The organism is Bacillus cereus group sp. BfR-BA-01408, assembly GCF_022663305.1.
GTDB classification, from domain to species: Bacteria; Bacillota; Bacilli; order Bacillales; family Bacillaceae_G; genus Bacillus_A; species Bacillus_A pacificus.
Map to the genome: position 1 here is coordinate 13,144 of NZ_JAKUFF010000048.1, position 23,876 is coordinate 37,019.

The window sequence follows — 23,876 nt, forward strand, 5'->3', positions numbered from 1 at the left end:
TAAATCCCTTCTCATATATAAAAAAGAGGAGGGATTTATTATGAAGAAGGTATATTTTGCGACGAAGGCAGATGTGGAAAGATTGCATTCTTTTTTCGGACAAGCTAATAAAAAAGATGATAAAATAAATGAGTTGTACGCGCAGTTTATGATTTTGGAAGAGGCGGAAGAAATACGGGCAGTCATTGGATATGAACAAAGTGAAGAAAACGCACTGATTCGTTCTTGTTTATTCACACCTAATGTGGATAAACAGACTTTCTTATATTTTTTTGAAATGTTTTTGCAGTATATGAAAGAAAAAAATATTCGACAATTGTACTTACTAACAAATCATCCACAATCTATAACGATCTTTCAGTTTTTTGACTTTGTTACGATAGAAAAAGAGAACGTACCAGAGGGAATTCGACAGTTAGAACACTTTTGTAAAAATATAAAAGAGCCAAATGCAATAATACTAAATTGTCAGCTATTCACAAAGTTATCCACGGATTAATTAGGTTTATCCACATTTTGTGGATAAACCTTGTTTGTCTTTTGGATAAATCTCATAGTAAACTAAAAATAGACAAGTATTTCAGGGTAGAAAAGGACGTGGGAAAAAATGCATACAAATATGTGGGTTGTGGATAATGTTGTGGAAAGAAAAAAATATTATCCACAGTTACAAGAAGCAGCAAAATTATTAAGGGAAAATGAGGCGATTGCCTTCCCTACAGAAACGGTATATGGACTAGGTGCAAACGCGATGAATGATGAAGCGATTGCGAAAATTTTTGAGGCGAAAGGAAGACCGAGTGATAATCCACTTATTGTCCACATCGGTACAAAATCGCAGTTAGATGGGATTGTGAAGGAAATTCCGCCAGTTGCAGAAAAGTTAATGGAGCATTTTTGGCCGGGCCCTTTAACAATTATTTTACCTAGAAAAGAAGGAATTTCAGAGAAGGTAACGGCAGGACTTAATACGGTTGGAGTAAGAATGCCTGATCATCCAGTAGCTCTTGCTCTTATTGAAGAGGCAAATGTACCTGTTGCAGCACCTAGTGCAAATCGTTCAGGTCGTCCAAGTCCGACGTTAGCATCTCACGTATATGAAGATTTAAATGAGAAAATCGCAGGTATTGTAGATGGTGGTGCAACCGGAGTAGGTGTTGAATCGACTGTAATTGATTGTACGAGCACTGTTCCAACGATATTACGCCCAGGTGGGATTACGAAAGAACAATTAGAATCGGTAATCGGCACGGTTTCTTTAGATCCGGCTTTAAAGGATGAGAAGGAAAAACCGAAATCACCTGGAATGAAATATACACATTATGCACCGAAAGCGCCGCTAAGTATTGTTGAAGGTTCACGTGAATTTATTCAACGCCTTGCGGATGAGAAGAAGGAAGAAGGATTCAAAGTCGGTGTATTAACGACAGAAGAGTATCAGCACGTATATAACGCGGATGTTGTATTGTCTTGTGGTGTTCGAAGCGATTTAGCTAGCGTTGCGACTAAATTATATGATGTACTTAGAACGTTTGATGCAAGTGAAGTGGATGTTATTTTTAGTGAATCATTCCCGAATGAAGGAATAGGGAATGCTATTATGAATCGATTAACAAAAGCGGCAGGACATCAAATTATTACCGAATGATAAGGTACGATTAGCAAACAGAATATTTCTCCTCGGATAAGCATATTTTGAAGTAGCACGTCCGAGGAGGGACATGAATGACGTTTGAACAGCTAATACCTTTAATAATTATGGCATTCGCCTTAGGGATGGATGCGTTCTCGGTAAGTCTTGGGATGGGAATGATGACCTTAAAGATAAGACAAATCCTGTATATCGGTGTGACGATAGGGATATTTCATATTATCATGCCATTTATAGGGATGGTATTAGGTCGTTTTTTATCAGAACAGTATGGAGACATTGCACATTTTGCTGGTGCTATTTTATTAATCGGATTAGGATTTTATATTGTATATTCATCTATCTTGGAGAATGAAGAGACTCGAACGGCCCCTATTGGAATTAGTTTATTCGTATTTGCATTTGGGGTTAGTATAGACAGTTTTTCAGTAGGTCTTAGTCTTGGTATTTATGGGGCGCAGACAATTATTACGATATTACTTTTTGGATTTGTTAGTATGTTATTAGCGTGGATTGGTCTATTCATTGGGAGACATGCGAAAGATATGCTCGGTACATATGGCGAGATAGTAGGTGGTATCATTTTGGTTGGATTTGGATTATATCTCCTTTTTCCTATATAATTTTAGGGGGAGGGCGTTATGAACAAGTTATTGGAATGGTATATTCGATTTGTAACTTTTTTTCCGAGATGGTTACGACTGCTTATTATTTGGGGTATTATTTTACAAATTTCAGTTTTAGGTTGGATTAAATTAATTCGCGAATGATAGGATAGTTCCTTTCTGTGCATAGTTTTGTTTGTACTATACTGATTGCGCTAAAAAATTACAATATAGAAAGGATGAGATGGATGACGAGGTTGAAGCAAGTTTTTGGTGTTATTATTAGTTTTTTTGTTTTTTGGTTTAGTATGCTCGGTGTACAAATGTTTGCTGAGTTTTTAGATATTGAGTCATTGAAGTTTGTTGCGGGGAAAACGGAGGCAGCGCGTGCTTTTTATTCTCCATACCCGTTTTTAATTGTTTTTCTTATTACATTGCTTTCCCTTTACTTCTTCGTAATTAAGCTTGGGAAACCGAAAAAAGAGAAAGTACCTACTTTAGAGGAGCAGAAAGAAGAGATATAAGGGGGATACTATGTCTAACATTTCTTTGGCAGAAGCTGTAAAATTAAAAAGTGTATTATCGAAAAGAATACATGAATTAGAAGAAGAGATGAATCAAATTGGATTTGTTGAAATTGAAAAAGGTGATACACTTCCAAAACAGACGCGTACATTGGTGCAGGTTGAACAGGAACTAGATGAAGTTCGCGCTGATTTTCGTCTTTTAGATAAATTAATGTATGAAGCAAATATCCGAAATGAAGTGAATTTCAACGGAGAGAATATAACGATTGTTGAAGCGATAGAACTTGCAACGCAGTTACGTGCAAAAGCTCGAAAGTGTAAAGAGTTTGGCGTGAGTAAGAAAGAAGAACATGTATATTCTTACGGTGAAACATCATCGCTTGTAAAAGTAGCCATGTTTGATCCAGAAGTATATCGTGTAAAAGGTTTAGAGTTAGAGAGACAAGCTAATAGGTTATCTAACTTAATTAATGCGAAAAACTATGCCATTGAACTAGACTTTGATGGTGAAAAATACTTTTAAACCTTGAAGTGGTGAGACTCTGCTTCAAGGCATAGAAGAAGACCACTTTTGTAAAAATGAGATTTGTGATGGCCAAAGGACAACCAATCATCCAATAACCGATCACACTGTTACTTTTTACCGATGACCAATAATGGTAAAAGAGGTCGATGACCAATACTGAAAAATTATTTTTCTTCTTCTATGAAAGGGGTGTACCAAATTAATTTGGTACACCTTTTTATATTATTGTTACTTCTATTCTGAGGGGACGCTTCCTATCCAGTTCCAGTGGCCAGATCTTCGCATCTAAGAACCTTAACTGGTCAGAGCTGAACGAGTCGCCCCCACTTTTAGCTATTATCCAGCTCCAGCGGCTAGAATCTCCGGCCATTTCACTCTCTCGCTCGAAGCAAAAAGCGCTTCAAGGTCGAGAGTTCTAATGTCCTGCGATTCTGAGCGAGCCGCTTCCGCTTTTAAACTGGCCTCACTAATTCAAATTGTTCTCCTAGTTTTGCGTAGTTGTGTCCTGCTAGGCGGCTTACTGGTTTTAGTCCTTCTGCATGAATGCGTCCATTTTCGTATAGGTGGTCTGCGACGTGGAAACGAACGACGCGTCCGATTAGTAGATCGCAAGCCGGTGAGTCTTCTGTTCCGCCGAGAGGGATTGCGCGTTCTAGTACGCATTCCATTCGAATATTTGCTTCTTTTACACCTGGAACGGAGATGACATCACTTTCAATTGGTGTTAATTTTGCTAGTTCAATTTCACTTTCATTTGGAGGGAGATTAGCTGCTGTTTCGTTAATTGCCGCTACGTATGATTCATCAGAGATATGTACGACAAATTCCCCTTTTTCAATTGCGTTTCGGGAAGTGTCCTTTCTTTCTCCAGCTTTTCGTTGTACAGAAACTGAAATAAGTGGTGGATTTGCAGCAACGATGTTGAAGTAACTATATGGTGCGCCGTTTAATACGCCGTCTTTTGTTACAGAAGTAACAAATGCGACAGGGCGTGGGATGATACTTCCCGTTAATAATTTGTAATTCTCTTTTTCCGATTGTTCATTTGGATTAATGGATAACATGATTGAAATCCCCTTTCTAAATATGACGACTTATTGTTTGTTTACAAGATGTTAGTGGAAAACTCCTGCTGAAAATAATATTTTTATTACATAAAAAGAACTTACTTCAACCACAATGAAGTAAGTTCCACCTAAATAATCTCGAATTCAAGATAAAAATTATAGTAAAACGTATGCGCCAGGACCGATTAAAGCTACACCGATAGCAACAGCGATTAACATTAAGTTATATTCATATCCATTTTGAGTTACCCAGTAACCGTTTTTTCCATGAACAGTGAATATCGCCATTAACATTGTTCCAACGATAAATAATGAACCGATTGCAGTGAAAATACCTGATGCGAATAAGAAACCACCTAATAATTCAGTTGCGCCAGCCATAAATGCCATAAATACACCAGGGCGTAAACCGATTGATTCCATCCAGCCACCTGTTCCTTTTAAACCGTAACCGCCGAACCAACCAAATAATTTTTGAGCACCATGACCCATGAATGTAATACCTATAATAAGACGAATAATAAGAAGACCGAAATCCATCATTTTTGAAAACCTCCTAAAAGTTATTAACTTACCTTACGTAAGTAATAATAAAATAGTTACTTACTTTAGTCAAGTGGATTTCGAAAAAAGTTTGAAAAAAATTTTACAAATTAACAACAAAAAATAAAATGTAGTAAAGACCTCTAGACAAGTTGGGTAAAAAAAGAGAAAATATAAGTAGAAGTTAACTTCTTATTGTTATTCAGACAATCAGAATTGACTGGAATTTTGTGAGACGCTACAATAAGAGTCTAGTAGTAATGACGTAATTTATTTCGAAAGCGTTTTTACAGTATAATATTCGAAGTATGAGGTCTTACGTTTATTCTGATCTTTAATAGAGATTGCCCTATAAACTTTTAGGTAAATTATAAGGAGGACTATCCTATGTTTAAAAAATTATTCGGTCTTGGTTCAAAAACAAATGAAGAAACAATCGTAGCTCCATTAACTGGAGCAGTGAAAAATATTGAAGAAGTACCAGATCCAGTATTCGCTGGTCGTATGATGGGTGACGGTGTTGCAATCGATCCTACTGAAGGTGTAGTTGTATCTCCAGTTGATGGCGAAATCGTACAATTATTCCACACGAAACATGCAATTGGAATTAAAGCGAAAAACGGTACAGAAATTTTAATCCACGTTGGATTAGAAACTGTAAAAATGGAAGGTGAAGGTTTCGAAGCTCACGTTTCTGAAGGACAAGCTGTAAAAGCTGGAGATAAATTAATCTCATTCGACTTAGAATTAATTCGTGAAAAAGCGAAAAGCACAATTACTCCAATCGTTATTACAAACACAGATGCAGCTGAGTCTATTAAGACAACTGTAGGTGTAACTGCTACAAAAGGTTCAACAGAAGTAATGAAAGTTACAATGAAATAATTATCACATGAAAGGAATCCGTTTCGTATGAAATGGATTCCTTATTTTGTTTTGTAGTCTGTTCCTTATATATGGTAAAATACTTTGGGCACTTGGAAATAGGGTTTCACATATATGTGGATAAGGCGCATTTTTCTTAGAAAAAATATAAGAGAAATGCGCCTTTCGTATATTCACATTTCTTTTGTTCTATTGTAATGTACGCTATGATAAAAGGAAGGAAATAGAGAAAAGGGGTGGGTTTAGATGAAACGAGTATTATTTGTTTGCACTGGAAATACATGCCGTAGTCCGATGGCTGAGGCGTTACTGCGCCATTATGGAGAAGGTAAGTTTGAAGTGCAATCTGCTGGTGTTTTCGCCTATCCTGGAAGTGATGCGTCGGTACATGCAAAAGAAGCTTTAGCTGAAAAGGGAATTGCAATCGATCATGCTTCACAGCAGGTAAACGAAGCCTTAATTGATTGGGCAGATATTATAGTAACAATGACGGAAAACCATAAGGAAATTATCCTTGGGCATTATCCGAGTGTTGAAGGGAAAGTAGATACATTATATGGACTAACTGAGGGGATGAGTAAGGATATTTCAGATCCATTCGGCGGATCTCTCTCTATTTATAAAGAAACATTAGAAGAGATGGAAAAACTTGTACAAACTTTACTGAAAAAACATTCAGAAGGTTGATGTTTCGTGTATAATACGATATTGGAGATCACTTCGTCCCATTAAAGGATTAAGTGAGAATGAAGATAATGGATTGAAACTTTGGAGGGGTAAAAATGAAAGTAGTAGTAGCATCTGATCACGGCGGTATGAATATCCGTAAAGAACTTGTAAGTTTATTAGAAGAGTTAAATATTGAATATATTGATTTAGGTTGTGAATGTGAAGCTGGTTCTGTTGATTACCCTGATTTTGCGTTTCCAGCAGCGGAAATGGTAGCAAATGGCGAAGTAGATCGTGGTATTTTAGTTTGTGGGACAGGCATCGGTATGTCAATTGCTGCAAACAAAGTAAATGGTATTCGTTGTGCGTTAGTTCATGATACTTTCAGTGCGAGAGCAACGAGAGAGCATAACGATACAAACATGTTAGCAATGGGCGAGCGTGTAATTGGTGCTGGTCTAGCACGTGACATCGCAAAAATTTGGTTAACAACTGAATTTGAAGGCGGCCGTCACGAAAACCGCGTAGGAAAAATTAAAACATACGAAGCAAAGTAATAGATTCTAACTAGAAGCAGTAGGAAATATAATTTGGTGAACCAACCTGTGAAAGGAAGAGGCGTAATGACAGAAATCGTAAAGGTAAGAGAACAGCTACAAATTTCGCTTTCTGATTTCCAAGAACAAGCTTCATTACAAAGTGGTCAAATTTTTGTAGTGGGGTGTAGTACGAGCGAAGTGCTAGGAGAAAGAATTGGGACATCAGGAACGATGGAAGTAGCAGAGGCGATTTTTTCTGAGTTAAAACAATTTCAAGAACAAACAGGTATTGAGTTGGCGTTTCAATGTTGTGAGCATTTAAACCGTGCTTTAGTAGTTGAGAAAGAGTTGGCGATGAAATATCAATTTGAAATTGTAACAGTTACGCCTGTTAGATCAGCAGGTGGTGCATTAGCAACATATGCTTATCACAATTTGAAAGATCCGGTAGTAATTGAGTTTATTAAAGCAGATGCGGGAATGGATATTGGTGATACATTTATCGGTATGCATTTAAAGCACGTAGCTGTTCCGGTTCGTACTAGTGTGAAGGAAATTGGAAGTGCACATGTAACGATGGCAACAACACGTGGAAAGCTAATTGGTGGAGCACGTGCTGTTTATGCGGCGAAGGAAGAGACTATCACTTGCCGTTAAAGTTATGAATAAGGTATGTTGTCTGACTTTATTATAGAAGAAAGAAAAGACCGATTTTCGGTCTTTTTTTTCTTTTATGATATAGAAAGTCATGTTAGAATGTAGTTGAAAACATGAAGGTTCGAAAGAATTACAACCTGAATTTTCGTTTTTTCTGAATAAATAAGAAAAAACTGTTGGGAATCGATGTAATTCGTTCAGAAAAGGGGGATTTTGGTGGATCATTTAAAACGTCAAGATGAAAAGGTATTTGCTGCAATTGAGGCAGAACTAGGAAGACAGCGTTCGAAGATTGAGTTAATTGCTTCGGAAAACTTCGTAAGTGAAGCAGTAATGGAGGCGCAAGGTTCTGTTTTAACGAATAAGTATGCTGAAGGATATCCTGGGAAACGTTACTATGGTGGTTGTGAACATGTAGACGTAGTAGAAGATATCGCACGTGATCGCGTGAAAGAAATTTTCGGCGCAGAGCACGTAAATGTTCAACCGCATTCTGGTGCACAAGCGAACATGGCAGTATACTTCACGATTTTAGAGCAAGGCGATACAGTACTTGGTATGAATTTATCTCATGGTGGTCACTTAACACACGGAAGCCCTGTTAACTTCAGTGGAGTACAATATAATTTCGTAGAATATGGCGTGGATGCTGAATCTCACCGTATTAATTACGATGATGTATTAGCAAAAGCGAAAGAACATAAACCAAAATTAATCGTTGCAGGTGCAAGTGCGTACCCTCGTGTTATCGATTTCAAACGATTCCGTGAGATTGCAGATGAAGTGGGCGCATACTTAATGGTTGATATGGCACATATCGCAGGTTTAGTAGCGGCTGGTTTACATCCAAATCCAGTGCCACATGCACATTTCGTTACAACAACAACACATAAAACATTACGTGGTCCACGTGGTGGTATGATTTTATGTGAAGAGCAATTTGCAAAACAAATTGATAAATCAATCTTCCCTGGTATTCAAGGTGGTCCACTTATGCACGTAATCGCTGCAAAAGCTGTTGCGTTTGGTGAGGCACTTCAAGATGATTTCAAAACATATGCACAAAATATCATTAACAATGCGAACCGCTTAGCTGAAGGTCTTCAAAAAGAAGGACTTACACTTGTTTCTGGTGGAACAGACAATCACTTAATCCTAATTGATGTTCGTAACCTAGAAATCACAGGTAAAGTAGCAGAGCACGTATTGGACGAAGTTGGTATTACAGTGAACAAAAATACAATTCCATTTGAAACAGCAAGCCCATTTGTAACAAGTGGTGTACGTATCGGTACAGCAGCTGTAACATCTCGTGGTTTCGGTTTAGAAGAAATGGATGAAATTGCGTCACTTATTGCTTACACATTAAAAAATCATGAAAATGAAGCTGCATTAGAAGAAGCACGTAAGCGTGTAGAAGCGTTAACGAGCAAATTCCCAATGTACACAGATCTATAATAGATTGAAGAAGGCTGCTGAGACGTAATTGTTTTAGCAGTCTTTTTTGTGGACATATATTGTTCTTTAAGTATGTATACAAATGATGAATAAATTTTGGCGATATAATGAAGGATACAGCTCCCATAATTGGTAAAGATACTAGATAGATTCATCGGAAATCATGACTTTTCCAAATTTGCCCTTGAATATTAGTAGCGTTTTCTTTACAATCGTAAATAGTGTAAAAAAGCGTGCAAACGCATGAATATCATCTAAAGGAGAGATTCACATGGGAAAACTGTATGTATTTGATCACCCGTTAATTCAACATAAGATTACATATATTCGCGACAAGAATACAGGTACGAAAGATTTTCGTGAATTAGTGGACGAAGTAGCAAGCTTAATGGCTTTTGAAATTACTCGCGACCTTCCACTTAAAGACATTGAAATTGAGACGCCTGTAAGCAAAGCGACAACAAAAGTGATCGCTGGTAAAAAACTTGGTTTAATTCCGATTTTACGTGCAGGTTTAGGAATGGTTGATGGAATTCTGAAATTAATTCCAGCAGCAAAAGTAGGACACGTTGGCTTATACCGCGACCCTAAAACATTGCAACCGGTAGAATACTATGTGAAACTTCCAACGGATGTAGAAGAGCGTGACTTTATCGTACTAGATCCGATGCTAGCAACAGGTGGTTCTGCAGCTGAAGCAATTAACTCTCTGAAAAAGCGCGGCGCAAAACAAATTAAATTAATGTGTATCGTTGCAGCTCCAGAAGGAGTAAAAGTAGTACAAGAAGAACATCCTGATGTTGATATTTATGTAGCAGCATTAGATGAGAAATTAAATGACCACGGATATGTAGTACCAGGTCTTGGTGATGCTGGTGACCGTTTATTCGGAACGAAGTAAGACAACTGACGAGCAGGGGGATTCCTCAGCTCGTCTTTTTTTGATGTAAGCAAGTAGGGGGAGGGGAGAGGATAAATATACATAGTATATACAACATAAGTTGCATACACATCACATATAATATAGAAGTCTTACGTCTAAAGAGCACTATATTATGGAAGGAAAGCGTTATATCGTAAAAATATAATAGTGACAAACTTGTGAACATTTCCTTCTATTATAAAGAGAAAACTGTTAGAAATTGCATATCTCTAACCAGTATTTAGAAGGGGAACGTTTTCATTTTTGGGAGGAAATGACTAATACTCAAATTTTTTGATTTTTTACGATTTCTCGTTGACACTGTTAATACCCTATTGTATGCTAACAACGGGGATAGATGGTAGGGCTTTCAGTGACAAAAATACATCTATTCCGTGACGAAAATGTAAACTTTTTATTTTGTATAGGATTTATGCAAAAAAATGAGTTATTATTAACACATCGTGAATGAGGGTTACATATTGGAGGGATGAATCCTTGCAAAAAAACGATCGCAGCCATATAAAAGCTTATGCTTTAATGTCAGGTATTCTTGCTCAGTTAGTCGGTTCTATTCTTGTTGGAATCTTTGGTGGGCAGTGGATTGATAATAAGGTTGGAACGTTTCCATTGTTTCTTATTATAGGGTTATTACTCGGATTAGGAACAGGGGTATACGCAATGATTCGACTCATTCGACATTACTATTCGGGAGAGCAATGATGATAGACGTACATGGACTTGTCCAAAGACAAAAGAAATATATGTACTACTTGCTTGCGCTTCTAGTGCTAGGATGGGGATTCACCTCTTACAAGGATGTATTTCTTGGACTGATTATCGGGACGATTTTCAGTTTTCTTAGTTTGCGCATCATTGCACGTAGAACAGACAAGCTGTTGGATCGCGTGACAAATGGAGAAAACGTGAAGTTTAAGGCGACAGCGGTAAGTACATATTCAAGATTCGCCACGATTGGGTTATTAATTTTATTTGCAGCCAAATATCAAGAGTTAATTGCGATGTGGGGCTTAGGTGTAGGATTGCTGACAGGATACCTTGTCATGATCATAGATTTTCTTTATTTAGAGTATAAGAGCAGGGAAGAGAGGTGAATTACTAGTGGAACACGGTAAATTAGTTGAATTTCTAGGTTTAACGTTCGATTTGTCATCAGTTATGATGGTTACTGTAGCAGCAGTTATTGTTTTCTTAATCGCTGTTATCGGAACTCGCAGCTTAGCCCTTCGCCCAACAGGAATGCAAAACTTCATGGAATGGGTGTTTGACTTCGTGAAAGGGATTATCAATAGTACGATGGACTGGAAAACAGGTGGACGTTTCTTAACGCTTGGCGTTACGCTTATCATGTTTATCATCGTATCGAACTTCCTTGGTTTACCATTCATGTATTCAGCAACTGAAGCTGGCGAACATATTGCATGGTGGAGATCACCAACGTCTGATCCAGCAGTTACATTAACATTAGCCGTGATGGTAGTTACCCTCACCCATTATTATGGAATTAAGATGAAGGGTACGAAAGAATACGTAAAAGGTTATTTCCAACCTATGAAATTCTTATTCCCATTAAAGGTTATTGAGGAGTTTGCTAACACATTAACGTTAGGTCTTCGTTTATTTGGTAACATTTATGCAGGTGAGATCTTATTAGGATTACTTGCTAAGTTGGGCGGAGCATCATTCCTTGGAGCATTAGGTGCACTTGTACCGATGTTAGCATGGATGGGATTCAGTGTATTCGTTGGATCAATCCAAGCATTTATTTTCGTTATGTTAACGATGGTTTATATGGCTCATAAAGTAAGTCATGACCATTAATATAATTTAAGTAAGAAAAAATTTATTTTTTTATAATACAAAGGAGGACAAATTAAATGAGTTTAGGTGTAATCGCAGCTGCAATTGCAATTGGTTTATCAGCATTAGGTGCAGGTATTGGTAACGGTCTTATCGTATCACGTACAATCGAAGGTGTTGCTCGTCAACCAGAATTAAAAGGCGCACTTCAAACAATTATGTTCATCGGGGTTGCTTTAGTTGAGGCACTTCCAATCATCGGTGTAGTTATTGCATTCATCGTAATGAACAAATAAGGGAGACTCCCCTTACATAGATGGCGAAGAGTGTTTTTCCGAACTTTCTTCGCCATTGCTTTATGAACGAAACGTATGTCTTTTTTTTTCATATGATCAATTTAGATATTTTGAAGGGAGTGAATCCTTGTGCCAACTTTATTATTAGGGGCTGCCATTCCATTTGGAACGATTGCTTATACATTGTTCATTTTCTTACTTCTATTAGTAATGCTACGCAAATTCGCGTGGGGTCCTTTAATGGGGATTATGAAAGAACGTGAAGAGCATGTTACTAATGAAATCGACGCTGCAGAAAGAAGTAACGCTGAAGCGAAGAAGTTAGTAGAAGAACAACGTGAAATGTTAAAACAATCACGTGTTGAAGCACAAGAGTTAATCGAAAGAGCGAAAAAACAAGCTGTAGATCAAAAAGATGCTATTGTTGCTGCTGCGAAAGAAGAAGCAGAATCAATTAAAGCATCTGCTGTACAAGAAATTCAACGCGAAAAAGAGCAAGCGATTGCTGCTTTACAAGAACAAGTTGCTTCTTTATCTGTTCAAATTGCTTCTAAAGTAATTGAAAAAGAATTAAAAGAAGAAGATCAAGTGAAGTTAATTCGCGATTATATTAAAGAAGTAGGAGAAGCGCGATGAGCAATGGGATTGTAGCAAAACGTTATGCTGTCGCTCTTTTTAAAATTGCTAAAGAAAAACACGTATTAGAAATGTTTGAAGAGGAATTACGCCTTGTACAAAACGTTTATGTAAAGAACGGAGAACTACATAGCTTTTTAACGCAACCGAACATTTCAAAGGAACAAAAGAAAACGTTTCTTGCAAACGTATTCGGGTCTGTTTCTGAATCTATTTTAAATACGTTATATATTTTAATTGATAACAAGCGCATTGATATCTTACCTGAAATTGCAGATGAATATGTTGTTCTTGCTAATGAAGAACGTAACGTAGCAGACGCAACTGTATATTCTACTCGTCTTCTATCAGAAGAAGAGAAGCTTAACATTGCAGAAGCATTTGCAAAGAGAACAGGAAAAGATGCAATTCGTGTAAAAAATGTTGTAGATGAAGATTTACTAGGCGGCATTAAAGTACGTATTGGAAATCGCATTTATGACGGAAGTTTACAAGGAAAATTAGCACGTATTCAGCGTGAATTAATGAAGAATAGATAGGGGTGAAGCACATGAGCATCAGAGCTGAAGAAATTAGCGCACTGATAAAGCAACAAATCGAGAACTATCAGTCTGAAATCGAAGTTAGTGATGTTGGTACAGTTATCCAAGTTGGTGACGGTATCGCGCGTGCTCATGGTCTTGATAACGTTATGGCTGGTGAACTTGTAGAGTTCTCTAACGGCGTTATGGGACTAGCACAAAATTTAGAGGAAAACAACGTAGGTATTATCATTTTAGGACCTTACACAGAAATCCGTGAAGGTGACGAAGTTCGTCGTACTGGTCGCATCATGCAAGTACCAGTAGGAAAAGAACTAATTGGTCGTGTTGTAAACCCATTAGGTCAACCAGTTGATGGTTTAGGCCCAATCAATACAACAAACACTCGTCCAATCGAAAGTCCAGCACCAGGTGTAATGGATCGTAAATCTGTTCATGAGCCACTTCAAACAGGTATTAAAGCGATTGACGCTCTTGTACCAATTGGCCGTGGTCAACGTGAGTTAATCATCGGTGACCGTCAAACAGGTAAAACAGCAGTTGCACTAGATACAATCATTAACCAAAAAGATGAAGATATGATTTGTATTTATGTAGCTATCGGACAAAAAGAATCAACTGTACGTAACGTAGTAGAAACGCTACGTAAGCATGGTGCATTAGAGTACACAATCGTTGTAACTGCATCTGCTTCTCAACCAGCTCCATTATTATACCTAGCTCCTTACGCTGGTGTAACAATGGGTGAAGAGTTCATGTACAATGGTAAACACGTATTAGTAGTATATGATGACTTATCAAAACAAGCAGCAGCTTACCGTGAGCTGTCATTACTATTACGTCGTCCTCCAGGTCGTGAAGCTTACCCAGGGGATGTATTCTACTTACATTCTCGCTTATTAGAGCGTGCAGCAAAATTAAGTGATGCAAAAGGCGGCGGTTCTTTAACTGCATTACCTTTCATCGAAACACAAGCAGGGGACGTATCAGCTTACATCCCAACAAACGTAATCTCGATTACGGATGGACAAATCTTCTTACAATCTGACCTATTCTTCTCTGGCGTACGTCCAGCGATCGATGCGGGTACTTCTGTATCTCGTGTAGGTGGATCTGCTCAGATTAAAGCAATGAGTAAAGTATCAGGTACACTTCGTCTTGACCTTGCATCTTACCGTGAGTTAGAAGCGTTCGCTCAGTTCGGTTCTGACCTAGATAAAGCAACTCAAGCGAAACTAAACCGTGGTGCTCGTACTGTTGAGGTATTAAAACAAGGATTACACAAACCGTTACGTGTAGAGAAACAAGTTATCATTCTTTACGCTTTAACACGTGGATTCCTAGATGATATCCCAGTAGTAGATATCACTCGTTTCGAAGAAGAATTCCATGCTTGGTTAGATTCTAATGCGACTGACTTATTAGAAGAAATCCGCACAACTAAGAAACTTGCGGATGATGACAAATTTGCAGCAGCAATTAATGGATTTAAAAAAGTATTCGTAGCTTCTGAATAATAAATAAAAGCGGAAGCGGCTCGTCCTGAATGTGAGGGGGATGGAGCTTCTGACGAAGAGGCGGTCTTTGCCTCGTAGGAAGAAGTGAAGCCACCGAGCATTCAAGCCGCTGGAGCTAGATAATATAAAGGCATCTCGGGCTTTGGGATTGCCGACGGTTGTGAAAGGAAAAGAGTAGGTGCACCTATTCTTTTCCTTCAATCATGAGCAAGAATATCTTGCAACGTAGATTAGGAAGAGGATTCTTACTAATCGTGCCAACTTCCGGAAAAAAGGTGGTGAAAACCTGTGGCATCTTTACGCGATATAAAAGCGAAGATTAACTCGACAAAGAAAACGAGTCAAATTACGAAAGCGATGGAGATGGTATCTGCATCTAAGTTAAACCGTGCAGAGCAAAATGCTAAATCTTTCGTTCCGTATATGGAAAAGATTCAAGAAGTAGTAGCGAGCATTGCGCAAGGAAGTAAAGGAATTAATCATCCAATGCTAAATGCGCGTCCTGTAAAGCGTACAGGATACATCGTTATTACATCTGATCGCGGACTAGCAGGTGGTTATAACAGTAACGTATTACGTACAGTAAGTAACGTAATTCGTGAACGTCATAATATGGATTCAAACCAATATTCAATTATTGTGCTTGGACGACTAGGACGTGATTATTTAAAACGTCGCGGCTTTAACATCATTGATGAAGTAGTTGGATTATCTGATCACCCATCATTCACTGATATTAAAGACCTTGCTTCTCGAGCAATTGCGATGTTCGCAGATGGTGCTTATGATGAGCTGTATATTTACTACAACCATTACGTAAGTAAAATTTCACAAGAAGTAACGGAAAATAAAATTTTACCGCTTACTGATGTGGCGTCTGATAAACCGACGACAGCTTATGAATTCGAACCTTCTGAAGAAGAAATTTTAAAAGTGCTATTGCCACAATACGCAGAAAGCTTAGTGTACGGTGCATTACTAGACGGTAAAGCAAGTGAGCACGCAGCGCGTATGACAGCAATGAAGAGTGCTACAGACAACGCAATGGAAGTTATCGATTCACTTACACTTTCATTCAACCGTGCGCGTCAGGCAGCGATTACGCAAGAAATTACGGAAATCGTTGGTGGAGCAGCAGCGTTAGAGTAGTAATAAAAAGCGTAGGTGGCTTGTCTAGAAGGGGAGGGTATTGGAACTCCTGACAAAGAGGCGTTCTTTGCCTCGTAGGAAGGAGTGAAATGGCCGACCCTTCTAGCCACCGGAGCTCGATTCAATAAAAAGCGGAAGCGGCTCATTCAAAAGAGCCGCGTAAGCTTATAAACCAATAAAAAATTAAAAGCTAGCTGCTCGTAGAAAGTTGGCTAATTAAAAGAAAGCTAGGAGGGAACCCGATGAATAAAGGGCGCGTTACGCAAATCATGGGTCCGGTTGTAGACGTTAAGTTTGATGGCGGAAAGCTACCAGAAATCTACAACGCCCTTACGGTAAAACAGAGCAACGAAAACGGTGAACTTAACTTAACATTTGAAGTTGCACTTCATTTAGGTGATGATACAGTTCGTACAGTTGCGATGTCTTCCACAGATGGACTTGTTCGTGGCACAGAAGTAGAAGATACTGGTAAAGCAATCTCTGTACCAGTTGGTGATGCAACACTTGGTCGCGTATTTAACGTATTAGGTGATGCTATTGATTTAGATGGTGAGGTTCCTGCGGATGTACGCCGTGATCCAATTCACCGTCAAGCACCTGCATTCGAAGAGTTATCTACTAAAGTAGAAATTCTTGAAACTGGTATTAAAGTAGTAGACTTACTTGCTCCTTACATTAAGGGTGGTAAGATCGGTCTATTCGGTGGTGCCGGTGTAGGTAAAACAGTATTAATTCAGGAGTTAATCAACAACATCGCACAAGAGCACGGTGGTATCTCTGTATTCGCTGGTGTAGGTGAGCGTACTCGTGAGGGTAATGACTTATACCACGAAATGAGCGATTCTGGCGTAATTAAGAAAACTGCGATGGTATTCGGACAAATGAACGAGCCACCTGGAGCACGTCAACGTGTTGCATTAACAGGCTTAACAATGGCTGAATATTTCCGTGATGAGCAAGGACAAGACGTACTTCTGTTCATCGATAATATCTTCCGTTTCACGCAAGCAGGTTCTGAAGTATCTGCCCTTCTTGGCCGTATGCCATCTGCGGTAGGTTACCAACCAACACTTGCAACAGAAATGGGTCAATTACAAGAGCGTATTACATCTACAAATAAAGGGTCTATCACGTCTATCCAAGCGGTATATGTACCAGCCGATGACTATACTGACCCAGCACCAGCTACAACGTTCGCTCACTTAGATGCAACAACAAACTTAGAGCGTCGTTTAACACAAATGGGTATTTACCCAGCCGTAGATCCATTAGCATCTACATCTCGTGCACTTTCTCCAGAAATCGTAGGAGAAGAGCATTATGAAGTGGCTCGTCAAGTACAGCAAACTTTACAACGTTACAAAGAGCTTCAAGATATCATCGCTATCTTAGGTATGGATGAGTTATCTGAAGAAGATAAGTTAGTTGTACATCGTGCTCGTCGTATTCAATTCTTCTTATCTCAAAACTTCCACGTAGCGGAGCAGTTTACAGGTCAAAAAGGTTCTTACGTACCTGTAAAAGACACAGTTCGTGGTTTCAAAGAAATTCTAGAAGGAAAATATGATGACCTTCCAGAAGATGCATTCCGCTTAGTTGGTGGCATTGAAGAAGTTATTGAAAACGCGAAGAAAATGATGGCGTAAGGCCTTAGGAGGGACGAAGTATGAAGACATTTCCAGTCAGTATTGTAACTCCTGATGGACCGGTTTACGAAAAAGAAGTAGAAATGGTAAGTGTAAAAGCAGAGAGTGGGGAAATGGGGATTTTACCAGGTCACATTCCAACTGTTGCACCATTAAAGATTAGTGCAGTTCGTCTGAAAAATGGTGGGCACACTGATTATGTAGCAGTAAGTGGTGGCTTTATCGAAGTTCGTCCAGATAAAGTAACTGTATTATCATCATCTGCTGAAGAAGCAAACCATATCGATATCCATCGTGCAAATGAAGCGAAGCGTCGTGCTGAGCAACGTCTGCAAGATAAACAAGCACATGTTGACTTTAAACGTGCAGAAATGGCATTACAACGTGCTGTGAACCGTTTAAACGTTTCCGATATGAAATAAAAAATTCGTAAAGGCTTTGCCTTTACGAATTTTTTTGTGGATTTTATGGATAATTTTACAAAAATGGTATAATTATATCAGCGCTCGTATAAGTAGAGAATGTACAACAATTTATAAAGGAGATGAATAAATGATTGGTGAAATGAAACGAGAAGCATTGCAATCTTTAAAAGGAAAATGGGGACTAGGTGTTGGATCAACGATTTTATATTTTATTTTAAGTTATGTTGTTTCAATGGCTGCAATGCTTATACTTTTAATTCCAGGAATTATTATATTTTTCTCGTTTGCTGGTTTAACAGGTTCACTTGAAGAGGAAACAATGTCAATTGGAGCAGGTGTTACATTCGGGATTTTTTATTGCATTATGATAATTTTGAGTAACGCATCGTATGGGATTACATCATACGGTTATACAAATGTGTTTTTACAGATTAGTAAACGAGAAGGTGCTAAAGTAGATCACTTATTCGAAGGATTTCGTGGCTTTAAAAGAATGATGAAAACAATGTGGGCAATGCTTGCGATTTTATTATATACAGGTACATGGATTCCGATGTTGCTAGTAGCCTTATTTGCATTTTTGGGTGAAGAAGGAAATACGTCGTTTGCTATTGCTTTCTTTGTACTATTAGCTATTTCAATCGTTGGTATGATTGTGATGTACTTTTCTTATGCAATGACGTACTATGTTATGGTTGAAAATCCAGAGTATAGTGTATCACAAGCTATGAAAGAAAGTAAGAATCTGATGAAGGGGCACAAATTAGATCTATTTCTTTTATGGCTAAGCTTTATCGGTTGGGCTATTTTAGCAATTTTTACACTTGGAATAGGTTTTCTATGGCTTAGTCCGTATGTGAGTACAACGACAGCGCATTTTTATCGCTACATTTCAAAGGGTGAATTGCAGTAGGAATATGCTATACTAATAGAATTATTGTGTATAGGAGGCGAGGCTAAACATGATTAGTGATTTAAAAGGAGAAGCACTGGACTCATTAGAAGGGAAATGGGGATTAGCTGTCGGGGCAACATTACTGATTTCGATTCTTCTTACGACCTTTAGTTTTAGTATTGAGTGGGTATTTTCTTCAATTTTTGATTGGAAAGAAACGAAAAATTCAATTTCAATAAATATCATTACATTTTTTGTTACTGGGCCTTTAACTTTAGGTGGATATTATCTTGCTTTAAATATCCTTCGTGAAAAGCAAGCTAGTATCGGTAATGTGTTCATTTGGTTTTCAGAGGGAAAGAGATTTTTAAAATCATTTTTATTATATTTATTAGTAAATTTTTATCTTTTCTTATGGACGTTACTGTTCATTATCCCAGGCATTATTAAATCATTTTCTTATGCGATGACGTACTTTATAATAAATGATCACCCTGAGTATTCTATAAATCAAGCGATTACAGAAAGCCGTCGTATGATGGATGGGCATAAGATGGAGTATTTCATTTTATGTCTGAGCTTTATTGGTTGGTTTATATTAAGTTGTATTACACTCGGGATTGGATTCTTATGGCTAATTCCATATTTTTATACGACGTCAGCAGCCTTTTATGAAGAGATTGCAGAGGAATATTACGAGAAAAAAATTCCAACACTATAAAGTGGAGCATCCCACATTGATGATTCGTTTTATAAAACCCCCAGTATGAGCTATTGATTCATACTGGGGGTTTTTTGTAGAAATTTTATAAATTGATGACTAGTAAGTGGTTTACTGAAATAGTAACCTTGCATATATTTACAGTTGTTCTTTTGTAGAAACTTAAGTTGTTTTTCTGTTTCAATTCCTTCAGCAACGACAGATAGGTTTAACGTATTTGCAAGAGAAAGGATAGTGGAAACGATGGCCCTTTCTTCAGGGCGATGATCGGCGAGTTGTGTAAATTCTCTCGGTACTTTTAATGTATCAATAGGGAAAATGGATAAATAAGCAAGAGAAGAATAGCCGGTTCCGAAGTCATCAATGGACGTTTGAATACCATATTCCTTTAATTGCTTTAGCTTGGATAACGTTTCTTTTTCATCGATCATTGCAATTCGTTCTGTTAACTCAAGTGTTACATCTTTTGGATCGACTTTAACGTCTGTTATTATTTGTAAAATGTTCTCAATTAAATTATTTTGCTGGAACTCTTTAGCTGATAAGTTAACACTTATTTTTAAATCTTTGTAGCCAAAAGTATGCCATATTTTTAGCTGACGACAAGATTCATTTAATACCCAATGACCAAGTGGAATGACTTGGGGAGTTTCCTCTACAATTGGAATGAACTCACATGGCGGAATGTCACCTAGGAGTGGGTGTTTCCAGCGTAGCAATGCTTCGGCACCAATGATCTTTTTCTTCGTAATATCAATTTGTGGTTGATAGACGAGATAAAATTCTTCGTTTACTAAAGCGAGTGGTAAATCTTTTTCAATTCGAGCTTTTCGTTCCATTTTTTTATACAATTCTTTCGTGTACAGAGAGCTACCATTTTTCCCTTTATTTTTTGCTTCGTACATGGCCATATCAGCATGTTGTAAAATCGATAACGGATCTTCACCTGCTTCAGGGTATATTGCTATCCCGATGCTAGGTGAGATTTGTAAATGTTGATTTTCAATTTCGAATGGTTCGTTCATGGCTGCTACAATTGTATCAGCTATTTTTTTTACATCTGGCCTCTTTTTATAATTTTCGATAAGGATTGTGAACTCATCTCCAGCTAATCGGGCAAGCTTCATATTTGGTGTCGCTATACTTTCGAGTCTTTTTGCTACTGCAATTAATAGAAGGTCGCCTACCCTATGACCGAGGGTATCGTTAATAACTTTAAAGCGATCTAGGTCAAGAAACATAACAGCAAAAGGCATTTTTGATATTTTGGATCGCGCAATTGCTTGTTCTACATATTGATGAAATGCACGTCGATTTGCAAGCTCTGTTAGTGTATCATGATATGCTAGAAAATTAATTTGTTCCTGTTGTTGTTTGCTTTCCGTAATATCTTTAATCATTAAATAAACTCCAGAAATATGATCCTTTAAAAAGATAGGAACAGCTGTCACATGCAAATAGTAAATATCTCTATTTTTATGATATGCCCGTATTTCTAAAGAAATAGATTTCCCCTTTTTTACGCGATGGAAGGCATTGATGATTTCTTCCAAATCTTCTTCATACGTAAGTGAATAGTAAGGTTGATTTAATAATTCATTCGTTTGATAACCGAGTAAAGTCGTACCAGCGTTATTCACTTTAAGAAAATTACCGTATAAATCTAATGTGAAAATGGGATCTGGATGATGCTCGTATAAAGATTTAAACATTTGTTGGTTATGATATAGTTCATTTTTTTGTTCTACTAAATCTTCTGTACGCAGTTCAATTTGTTTTTCGAGTTCTGAGTTGAATTGCATTTGGGCTAATAATAATATTTTATTTTGTTTTCGAACTAAACTATGGCGAATGAGAACGAAGGAGAAAGTTATCATAAGCCCGATTACTACAATAGGTGCAAAAACATATTCGACTAATATGAAAACAATAAGCATTACGACAGAAATATAAGGTAATGATAATCTGATCGCTTCCCCAAGTTTAGGTGTTAATAGCACTTGTTCTTGTTTTTCAGGTTCTTTTGTATGAAGAATACAGGCGATTGCTACTAGCACTAAAGTTACTTGATAGAGAGGAGTAATTGTAAACATAGAATATTCGGGCGTGAAGTATTTGATATAAGCATAAATCGCATCTGTAGTCGCATACAAAATTAAAGCACTACCAAGGAGCGCACCGACTTTTTTCGGTAATAAGGAAAGTGGTTTGAATAAAAGGTTAATTCCTATGAGAAAAAAGAGTAAATCGGTCATTGGATAGGTAAGTTGAACAAATATGTCGATATAGGATGTTGAAGAAATGTAAATGGTTCGTTCAATAAGTAAGTAGTAACTTAAAGTGAACTGTGCTGTAACAATAATACAAATATCACATATCATAAAAAGCTTTTCTAATAAATCTCGGTTATAAATGATTTCATATAGAAAGGCAAATGCAAAGCTAATTAAAAAAAGTAGATAAAAAAAATCAGACGGATCAACGAATGTATAGTAGTCCTTTAAAATTAAACGTTGATAGGCAACGACGATATCACCAATGAAATAAGAGAGGGTTCCAACACATAAAATGGTCCAAAATAAACGAGGTAACCCTTCTTTCATGTTTGAAAAATAAAGTATATAACTACAAGCGATAATATCAATGAATAATGTACTCATACCAATTAATATTTGAAAAGGAAATGAGTATTCATATAGAAAAGGCATTGTCACGTAATGAATCATTATAGACAACAATATAATGCTTATAAGAATGCTTACATGTGTTTGTTTTTTCACTTATCTCACCCACGGTATATACATATAAATTCCTCTTTTTATTTTTTATAGTTTCTATACTTATTTTGCACAGGTATAGCCAGTTATAAAAATAGATTTTAATAATTCTCGTTTCTGTCCCCAACATATCGACATGGGAATTTGAAGTTTGCTATAATGATTAAAATAGTTGCATTATTTAGAAAAATTTAAAAATAATAATTACTGCAACTAGGACATATTGTTTACTAAGTGAACTTGTTCTTAATTTAGGGGGGAGGGTTTCACAATGGCAAGTGTATATGAAAATAGTTATATGATCGTTTTGATTTTCTTGCTATTAGGCATATTGCTTCCGGTAGTGGCTCTTACATTAGGAAGGATGCTGCGCCCGAGTAAACCAAGTGCAGCGAAAGCGACGACGTATGAGAGTGGGATTGAGCCTTTTCATGATGCAAATATTCGGTTTCATGCTCGTTACTATATTTTTGCTTTATTGTTTGTCATCTTTGATGTAGAAACTTTATTTTTATATCCATGGGCTGTTGCATATGACAAGCTCGGTTTATTTGCACTGATTGAAATGTTCATTTTTGTTGTAATGTTGCTAGTTGGGTTAGCGTATGCTTGGAAAAAGAAGGTGTTACAATGGTTATAAATTTTGAGGAATTACATCCAAATGAGCGAGCGGAATTAGAACGAAATATCTTTTTTTCTACATTGGAACAGTTGAAGGGATGGGCGCGAAGTAATTCTTTATGGCCAATGACATTTGGACTGGCATGTTGCGCAATTGAAATGATGGGAGTAGGTTCATCACATTATGATTTAGATCGATTTGGGTCATTTTTTCGGACTTCACCAAGGCAATCGGACGTTATGATTGTGTCGGGAACGGTAACGAAGAAGATGGCTCCTATTGTTCGGCGCTTATATGATCAAATGCCTGAACCGAAATGGGTTATTGCAATGGGATCTTGTGCGACAGCAGGGGGCCCGTATGTAAATTCATATGCTGTTGTAAAAGGTGTAGATCAAATTGTACCAGTTGACGTGTATATCCCTGGTTGCCCACCAAATCCCGCTGCTTTAATTTATGGCATTAATAAATTAAAAGAAAAAATTCGTTACGAGGCAAAGACGGGGAAGCAGGTGACGAATAAATGAGTGATCCAAACAAAGATTTAGAGGATTTGAAAAGAGAAGCGGCTAGGCGGGCGAAAGAAGAGGCGAGAAAGCGTCTCGTTGCGAAACATAATGCGGAAATAAGTAAACTTGAGGAAGAAAATCAAGAAAAAGAGAAAGCGCTATCAAAAAATGATGGTATGACTGTGGAAGAAGCGAAACGCCGTGCTGCAGCAGCCGCAAAAGTGAAAGCGGCGGTGCTAGCAAAACAAAAAGGAGAAGGAACAGAAGA

General features: G+C 37.5%; 30 protein-coding genes and 1 pseudogene. 28 read left to right on the forward strand and 3 right to left on the reverse strand.

Annotated features, from left to right (window positions below; translation table 11 throughout):
- Nucleotides 1-40 precede the first annotated feature (40 nt).
- From MR083_RS18160 to MR083_RS18180, 6 genes are all read left to right on the forward strand, one after another.
- Nucleotides 41-499 (forward strand): GNAT family N-acetyltransferase, encoded by a 459-nt coding sequence (locus MR083_RS18160; protein WP_000758435.1) that lies wholly within the window; start codon nt 41-43, stop codon nt 497-499.
- A gap of 108 nt (nt 500-607) precedes the next feature.
- Nucleotides 608-1,648 (forward strand): L-threonylcarbamoyladenylate synthase, encoded by a 1,041-nt coding sequence (locus MR083_RS18165; RefSeq protein WP_242269680.1) that lies wholly within the window; start codon nt 608-610, stop codon nt 1,646-1,648.
- Between the two features lie 77 nt (nt 1,649-1,725).
- Nucleotides 1,726-2,274, forward strand: a complete 549-nt coding sequence (locus tag MR083_RS18170; RefSeq protein WP_000142479.1) for a manganese efflux pump MntP — start codon at nt 1,726-1,728, stop codon at nt 2,272-2,274.
- Between the two features lie 18 nt (nt 2,275-2,292).
- Nucleotides 2,293-2,421 carry a hypothetical protein gene (locus MR083_RS27855; RefSeq protein ID WP_001037627.1) on the forward strand — a complete coding sequence of 43 codons (129 nt, stop codon included), beginning with the start codon at nt 2,293-2,295 and terminating at the stop codon, nt 2,419-2,421.
- An 83-nt stretch (nt 2,422-2,504) separates the two neighbouring features.
- Entirely contained in the window at nt 2,505-2,780 is a 276-nt protein-coding gene (locus MR083_RS18175; protein ID WP_000197488.1) for a DUF3935 domain-containing protein, read from the forward strand.
- A gap of 10 nt (nt 2,781-2,790) precedes the next feature.
- Nucleotides 2,791-3,306 carry a hypothetical protein gene (locus tag MR083_RS18180; protein ID WP_000065590.1) on the forward strand — a complete coding sequence of 172 codons (516 nt, stop codon included), beginning with the start codon at nt 2,791-2,793 and terminating at the stop codon, nt 3,304-3,306.
- A 455-nt stretch (nt 3,307-3,761) separates the two neighbouring features.
- Here the strand turns inward: MR083_RS18180 and MR083_RS18185 are convergent, their stop codons facing one another.
- Both MR083_RS18185 and MR083_RS18190 read right to left on the reverse strand, forming a co-directional pair.
- Nucleotides 3,762-4,373: a flavin reductase family protein gene (locus MR083_RS18185; protein ID WP_014893403.1), complete on the reverse strand. Its 612-nt coding sequence runs from the start codon at nt 4,371-4,373 to the stop codon at nt 3,762-3,764.
- Between the two features lie 159 nt (nt 4,374-4,532).
- Nucleotides 4,533-4,919 (reverse strand): DoxX family protein, encoded by a 387-nt coding sequence (locus MR083_RS18190; RefSeq protein WP_000968618.1) that lies wholly within the window; start codon nt 4,917-4,919, stop codon nt 4,533-4,535.
- Between the two features lie 387 nt (nt 4,920-5,306).
- Here MR083_RS18190 and MR083_RS18195 point away from each other — a divergent pair, with 387 nt between their 5' ends.
- From MR083_RS18195 to MR083_RS18285, 19 genes are all read left to right on the forward strand, one after another.
- The gene (locus MR083_RS18195) at nt 5,307-5,804 is read left to right on the forward strand and encodes a PTS sugar transporter subunit IIA (protein WP_000473666.1); all 498 of its coding nucleotides are present in this window, start codon (nt 5,307-5,309) and stop codon (nt 5,802-5,804) included.
- 246 nt (nt 5,805-6,050) lie between these two features.
- Complete coding sequence (locus MR083_RS18200) at nt 6,051-6,491, forward strand: low molecular weight protein arginine phosphatase (RefSeq protein WP_000832382.1); 441 nt, start codon at nt 6,051-6,053, stop codon at nt 6,489-6,491.
- A gap of 95 nt (nt 6,492-6,586) precedes the next feature.
- Entirely contained in the window at nt 6,587-7,030 is a 444-nt protein-coding gene (rpiB, locus tag MR083_RS18205; RefSeq protein ID WP_000869919.1) for a ribose 5-phosphate isomerase B, read from the forward strand.
- Between the two features lie 66 nt (nt 7,031-7,096).
- A complete protein-coding gene (locus tag MR083_RS18210) occupies nt 7,097-7,669 on the forward strand; it encodes a TIGR01440 family protein (RefSeq protein ID WP_000136362.1) in 573 nt (190 codons plus the stop codon).
- A 216-nt stretch (nt 7,670-7,885) separates the two neighbouring features.
- A complete protein-coding gene (glyA, locus tag MR083_RS18215) occupies nt 7,886-9,127 on the forward strand; it encodes a serine hydroxymethyltransferase (RefSeq protein ID WP_000349818.1) in 1,242 nt (413 codons plus the stop codon).
- Between the two features lie 271 nt (nt 9,128-9,398).
- A complete protein-coding gene (gene upp, locus MR083_RS18220; protein WP_000517539.1) occupies nt 9,399-10,028 on the forward strand; it encodes a uracil phosphoribosyltransferase in 630 nt (209 codons plus the stop codon).
- 379 nt (nt 10,029-10,407) lie between these two features.
- Nucleotides 10,408-10,521 (forward strand): DUF4024 domain-containing protein, encoded by a 114-nt coding sequence (locus tag MR083_RS18225; RefSeq protein WP_000232961.1) that lies wholly within the window; start codon nt 10,408-10,410, stop codon nt 10,519-10,521.
- Nucleotides 10,522-10,547: 26 nt separating this feature from the next.
- Nucleotides 10,548-10,772, forward strand: coding sequence for an AtpZ/AtpI family protein (locus tag MR083_RS18230; protein ID WP_001171223.1), 225 nt, complete (start codon nt 10,548-10,550; stop codon nt 10,770-10,772).
- Nucleotides 10,772-11,164: an ATP synthase subunit I gene (locus MR083_RS18235; RefSeq protein ID WP_000567600.1), complete on the forward strand. Its 393-nt coding sequence runs from the start codon at nt 10,772-10,774 to the stop codon at nt 11,162-11,164. Before MR083_RS18230 ends, MR083_RS18235 begins: the two co-directional genes overlap by 1 nt.
- 7 nt (nt 11,165-11,171) lie before the next feature.
- Entirely contained in the window at nt 11,172-11,891 is a 720-nt protein-coding gene (gene atpB, locus MR083_RS18240) for a F0F1 ATP synthase subunit A (protein WP_000399870.1), read from the forward strand.
- A 56-nt stretch (nt 11,892-11,947) separates the two neighbouring features.
- Complete coding sequence (atpE, locus tag MR083_RS18245) at nt 11,948-12,166, forward strand: F0F1 ATP synthase subunit C (protein WP_000052064.1); 219 nt, start codon at nt 11,948-11,950, stop codon at nt 12,164-12,166.
- A gap of 129 nt (nt 12,167-12,295) precedes the next feature.
- Nucleotides 12,296-12,802, forward strand: a complete 507-nt coding sequence (atpF, locus tag MR083_RS18250) for a F0F1 ATP synthase subunit B (RefSeq protein WP_001142617.1) — start codon at nt 12,296-12,298, stop codon at nt 12,800-12,802.
- Complete coding sequence (gene atpH, locus MR083_RS18255) at nt 12,799-13,341, forward strand: F0F1 ATP synthase subunit delta (protein ID WP_000064683.1); 543 nt, start codon at nt 12,799-12,801, stop codon at nt 13,339-13,341. Before atpF ends, atpH begins: the two co-directional genes overlap by 4 nt.
- Nucleotides 13,342-13,352: 11 nt before the next feature.
- The gene (atpA, locus tag MR083_RS18260) at nt 13,353-14,861 is read left to right on the forward strand and encodes a F0F1 ATP synthase subunit alpha (protein WP_000027518.1); all 1,509 of its coding nucleotides are present in this window, start codon (nt 13,353-13,355) and stop codon (nt 14,859-14,861) included.
- A 288-nt stretch (nt 14,862-15,149) separates the two neighbouring features.
- Nucleotides 15,150-16,010: a F0F1 ATP synthase subunit gamma gene (gene atpG / locus MR083_RS18265; protein WP_000157696.1), complete on the forward strand. Its 861-nt coding sequence runs from the start codon at nt 15,150-15,152 to the stop codon at nt 16,008-16,010.
- Nucleotides 16,011-16,252: 242 nt separating this feature from the next.
- Nucleotides 16,253-17,659: a F0F1 ATP synthase subunit beta gene (gene atpD, locus MR083_RS18270; RefSeq protein ID WP_001032591.1), complete on the forward strand. Its 1,407-nt coding sequence runs from the start codon at nt 16,253-16,255 to the stop codon at nt 17,657-17,659.
- Nucleotides 17,660-17,679: 20 nt separating this feature from the next.
- Nucleotides 17,680-18,081, forward strand: coding sequence for a F0F1 ATP synthase subunit epsilon (gene atpC, locus MR083_RS18275; RefSeq protein WP_000847211.1), 402 nt, complete (start codon nt 17,680-17,682; stop codon nt 18,079-18,081).
- Nucleotides 18,082-18,211: 130 nt separating this feature from the next.
- Entirely contained in the window at nt 18,212-18,997 is a 786-nt protein-coding gene (locus tag MR083_RS18280) for a DUF975 family protein (protein WP_016719000.1), read from the forward strand.
- A 49-nt stretch (nt 18,998-19,046) separates the two neighbouring features.
- The gene (locus MR083_RS18285) at nt 19,047-19,700 is read left to right on the forward strand and encodes a DUF975 family protein (RefSeq protein ID WP_016718999.1); all 654 of its coding nucleotides are present in this window, start codon (nt 19,047-19,049) and stop codon (nt 19,698-19,700) included.
- A gap of 50 nt (nt 19,701-19,750) precedes the next feature.
- Here MR083_RS18285 and MR083_RS18290 read toward each other — a convergent pair whose 3' ends face one another.
- A complete protein-coding gene (locus MR083_RS18290; RefSeq protein ID WP_049113816.1) occupies nt 19,751-22,480 on the reverse strand; it encodes a putative bifunctional diguanylate cyclase/phosphodiesterase in 2,730 nt (909 codons plus the stop codon).
- A gap of 268 nt (nt 22,481-22,748) precedes the next feature.
- Here MR083_RS18290 and nuoA point away from each other — a divergent pair, with 268 nt between their 5' ends.
- The 3 genes and pseudogenes from nuoA to MR083_RS18305 all read left to right on the forward strand — a co-directional run.
- Nucleotides 22,749-23,117, forward strand: a complete 369-nt coding sequence (nuoA, locus tag MR083_RS18295) for an NADH-quinone oxidoreductase subunit NuoA (protein WP_000179276.1) — start codon at nt 22,749-22,751, stop codon at nt 23,115-23,117.
- Entirely contained in the window at nt 23,108-23,626 is a 519-nt protein-coding gene (gene nuoB / locus MR083_RS18300) for an NADH-quinone oxidoreductase subunit NuoB (protein ID WP_000236331.1), read from the forward strand. Before nuoA ends, nuoB begins: the two co-directional genes overlap by 10 nt.
- Nucleotides 23,623-23,876, forward strand: a pseudogene (locus MR083_RS18305) (NADH-quinone oxidoreductase subunit C); the annotation flags it as partial. The gene nuoB and the pseudogene MR083_RS18305, both read left to right, overlap by 4 nt.